General features: G+C 57.8%; 6 protein-coding genes and 2 pseudogenes. All 8 read left to right on the top strand.

Going from position 1 to position 3148, the window contains the following annotated elements; genetic code table 11:
* Positions 1–143: pseudogene (locus tag AC6BYQ_RS28135) on the top strand (plasmid partitioning/stability family protein); the annotation flags it as partial.
* 3 nt (positions 144–146) lie between these two features.
* Positions 147–410 (top strand): hypothetical protein, encoded by a 264-nt coding sequence (locus AC6BYQ_RS28130; protein ID WP_013087139.1) that lies wholly within the window; start codon positions 147–149, stop codon positions 408–410.
* Between the two features lie 28 nt (positions 411–438).
* Positions 439–642: a hypothetical protein gene (locus tag AC6BYQ_RS28125; RefSeq protein ID WP_013087140.1), complete on the top strand. Its 204-nt coding sequence runs from the start codon at positions 439–441 to the stop codon at positions 640–642.
* 265 nt (positions 643–907) lie between these two features.
* Positions 908–1252: a hypothetical protein gene (locus tag AC6BYQ_RS28120; RefSeq protein WP_498057887.1), complete on the top strand. Its 345-nt coding sequence runs from the start codon at positions 908–910 to the stop codon at positions 1250–1252.
* A 53-nt stretch (positions 1253–1305) separates the two neighbouring features.
* A complete protein-coding gene (locus AC6BYQ_RS28115; protein ID WP_226878499.1) occupies positions 1306–1470 on the top strand; it encodes a hypothetical protein in 165 nt (54 codons plus the stop codon).
* An 86-nt stretch (positions 1471–1556) separates the two neighbouring features.
* Positions 1557–2150: pseudogene (locus tag AC6BYQ_RS28110) on the top strand (DNA methyltransferase); the annotation flags it as partial.
* A complete protein-coding gene (locus tag AC6BYQ_RS28105; protein ID WP_013087144.1) occupies positions 2147–2368 on the top strand; it encodes a YubE family protein in 222 nt (73 codons plus the stop codon). The pseudogene AC6BYQ_RS28110 and the gene AC6BYQ_RS28105, both read left to right, overlap by 4 nt.
* Before the next feature lie 54 nt (positions 2369–2422).
* On the top strand, positions 2423–2845 hold the full coding sequence (locus tag AC6BYQ_RS28100) for a DUF1380 family protein (RefSeq protein ID WP_045344287.1): 423 nt from the start codon (positions 2423–2425) through the stop codon (positions 2843–2845).
* Positions 2846–3148: the final 303 nt, after the last annotated feature.

The raw sequence follows: 3148 nt of genomic DNA, 5'->3' as shown, positions 1-3148 counted from the left end.
TGCAGGTTCTGGTTCAGCAGATGGCTGGTACGGCTGACGTGAGTATGGCTGCAGTGCCGGAGAAACCAGCGGAGCCTGCCGCACCGGTATCCGCTGAAGCGACCAGCATAAAGAAAAATATGCGCCGGGCATTCGGAGACTAGAGCATGTCAGTGATTAAACAAAAAGCAGTGCAGTGCATTCATAACTTTCTGCGCGCCCGGAACGTGCCTGAATCTCAGTGGCCGGAACGGGTCAAAAAGACCGGCAGGGGAATGATACTGGCAGGCGTGGCCGTCGTGGTTCCTGGCGTACTGGTTGATAACATCTCACTGCCGGTGACAATCGCGATGCAGGTCTGCTATGCCTCACTGATCGGCCTCGGGGTTCTCCTGGCGTTTGACGAGAAAAAACCAGAGGGGCGGGGATGAATATGAACATTAACCTGAAGGAAACAATATGCAGCTTGAAGAACTGACAGGAGACGAACGTACGCTGGTCGTTGTGGCACTGCAGGCGTTGTTCCGCGAGAGATTATCCGCATCAAATGCCGTCTTTACGGTATGTAGCCTGTCCGGAAAAGAGCAGCCGCCGGAAGATATTTTTGGGCTGCGTGAAGTAGAGGATGCGCTGAGACGTATTGGTGCAGCTCCTGCGCGTTAAATCCGGTCTCGTACACTTCAGAAAAAAACGGCAGGGTGACATCTCATCCCTGCCGTAAAACTAAACGCTTAATTTTTCGGCGATTATAATGTATTGTTTTGTGATGTAAATCACATTTTAATTTAATGTGAAATTTTCCCTCCGCTTTATATCTCCCGTAAAAAATTACCCGCCGTGCCTTCACGCTAACCCGGCCGCTGCGGTCGCAAGGGTTCACGTTGTCTCCGTCCTCACCCGTTCGCGCCCTGCACGGTGCATTCAGCCCGTGAAGGGCTTGCGCTGCGGCTTCGGCGTCGCCCTGGCGTCCTCCGCTTTACGCCGTGTTTTTGTGGCGGCACGGCGCAAGAGTGTGCCGGATGCTGAGGACACAACCATGTTCAGACTGACCTGTATTGAACTCGATAACGGCGAGTTTGCCGTCTATATCAATCACCATTACCTGGGGAGTGAAGATGCCAGCGGAGAGCGACTTTCTCTGGGGGAGGTTCTGGAGCAGCTCTCCCTGCTGCCGGGCGTGGAATTACAGACCCTGCTGGAACCCGTACCGGAGTGCGATGACTGGTGCTGGAACGACATCGCCGATCGCGTCCTGCATGTCGTGATGATGTGACGGTGGCAGGGCTCATCGCCAGGCTGAAGCAGTACCCACCGGATGCACTGTGTATGGGGACGTTCTGGCTGGAAGATGATTTTCTGTCGCTCGATGGCAGTCTGTCGGAGGAGGAAATTGCAGAAGCCATGCGTATCTGCGACCACAGCCACGATGCAGGCATCGGTTTTAACTGGGACACGCTGCAGTTTGCTATCGACCACGTGAAGGGGCGCTGAAAAAAAGGACACCATCCGGGGAGGGGGTGTCCTGAAGCCATGCAATTCGTTACAGGTGAAAACCCTTAAGATGTTTTCGGCGCTGATATAAGGACCGTACCGGCCGCACCCTGGCCGGGGACAACTCTGCCGAATGGCTCCAGCCCGCCTGTCATGAAATGTACCGCGTGCTGAAAAATGACAGCCTGATGGTGAGTTTCTATGCCTGGAACCGCGCGGATCTGTTTCTGAATGCGTGGAAAACGGCCGGTTTCCGGGGGGTTGGCCATATCGTCTTTGCCAAGAGCTACGCCTCAAAATCGACGTTCGTGGGTTACACCCATGAGAGTGCCTACCTGCAGGCAAAGGGAAGGCCGCAAACCCCGGACCGTCCCATCCCGGACGTGATCCCCTGGAAATACACGGGCAACCGACATCACCCGACGGAGAAGCCGGTGCAGAGCCTGCGGCCGCTGATTGAATCGCTCACGCGTCCGGGGGCTATTGTCCTTGACCCGTTCGCCGGCAGCGGCTCCACCTGCGTGGCCGCCGCCGAAGCCAGCCGCCGCTATATCGGGATCGAGATGCTTGAGCAGTACCACGCCGCCGGCGTTCGACGTCTGGCACAGGTTGAACGGGCAAGAAGGATGCCGGCGGCCAATGACGGCGCGTTTTACCCCGACTATCCGGAGGCGGCATGAACTACCCGGGCCTTGAACACCTGCGTGCGGACGTGGCCGCGCTCAGCAATGCCATGTGTGACGTGCGGATGCTGCTGAACCGCCTCGAATCGCAGCACCGGCACGACGCGGCAACGCTTACCGAACGTATGGCTGCGCAGACTCTGCGCCGGATCAACACCCTGCTTCTTGAAGCCTACCGCGAAGCCCTGGTGCTGGACGAAACCTTTCAGGACTGACTGACCCTGCCGGGCTGATGCCCGGCCTGTAACACCTTACAAGAGAGAAAAACGATGTACGGAACCCGCGAAGAACTTTGTGTACAGCTTGAAAACATGTTCACGTTTGACGAACCCCTGGTCCTGCTGGTCTGGACGGAAGAGGGGATTAGCGTGGCCTGCCGTGAAGCCCAGCCAGAACCGGACGGGACTGAAATCCGGAATCTGATGAAGGCGATCGGCGAAATGAAAATGACGCAATACCGCCAGGAGGGGGTAAATAATCTGACTGTCAGCGATCTCCTGGCCCGTCAGCGGGAAGTGGCAAACCGTCAGGTGAGTGTTCCGGCGGTACTCCTGTCCCGCGTCCTGCGTAACTATGAATGCGAGCTGGAAAACCGGATCGGTATGGCCTGGGAAGTCGGGCGGCAGGAGCCTGAATCCGTCAGGAATGAGCTGAAGGACGTTCACGCATTACAGGAGACGCTGGCCGCGTAAGGGAGAGAGCCGGGGTAACGCCCCGGCAACCGGTGGCCATCCACTGCGAAAAGGATGTCAGTGCCTTCCGCTTTTATCCGCCGCTGCCCTCCAGGCCACGTCGGGACAATGAAACTCCCCTTAAGCTCCGTGCGGTGACGGCATGCGCCGTGACTTCACTGTAGCCCGGCCGCATCGGCCACAAGGGTTCGCTTACGCCTCCGTCCTCACCCGTTCGCACCCTTCGCGGTGCATTCAGCCCGTGAAGGCTTTGCGCTGCGGCTTGCGGCGTCGCCCCTGTGTCCTCCGCTTTTCGCCGGTCTG

Source organism: Serratia sp. LTN-2 (genome assembly GCF_059740205.1).
The sequence above is the reverse complement of the archived record's forward strand: the minus strand, read 5'-3'. Positions and strand labels throughout refer to the sequence as shown.

Excerpts from the sequence above, each read along its gene's own strand:
- AC6BYQ_RS28130 (WP_013087139.1), top strand. The coding sequence starts at position 147 with ATGTCAGTGATTAAACAAAAAGCAGTGCAGTGCATTCATAACTTTCTG.
- AC6BYQ_RS28125 (WP_013087140.1), top strand. The coding sequence starts at position 439 with ATGCAGCTTGAAGAACTGACAGGAGACGAACGTACGCTGGTCGTTGTG.
- AC6BYQ_RS28115 (WP_226878499.1), top strand. The coding sequence starts at position 1,306 with ATGGGGACGTTCTGGCTGGAAGATGATTTTCTGTCGCTCGATGGCAGT.
- AC6BYQ_RS28105 (WP_013087144.1), top strand. The coding sequence starts at position 2,147 with ATGAACTACCCGGGCCTTGAACACCTGCGTGCGGACGTGGCCGCGCTC.
- AC6BYQ_RS28100 (WP_045344287.1), top strand. The coding sequence starts at position 2,423 with ATGTACGGAACCCGCGAAGAACTTTGTGTACAGCTTGAAAACATGTTC.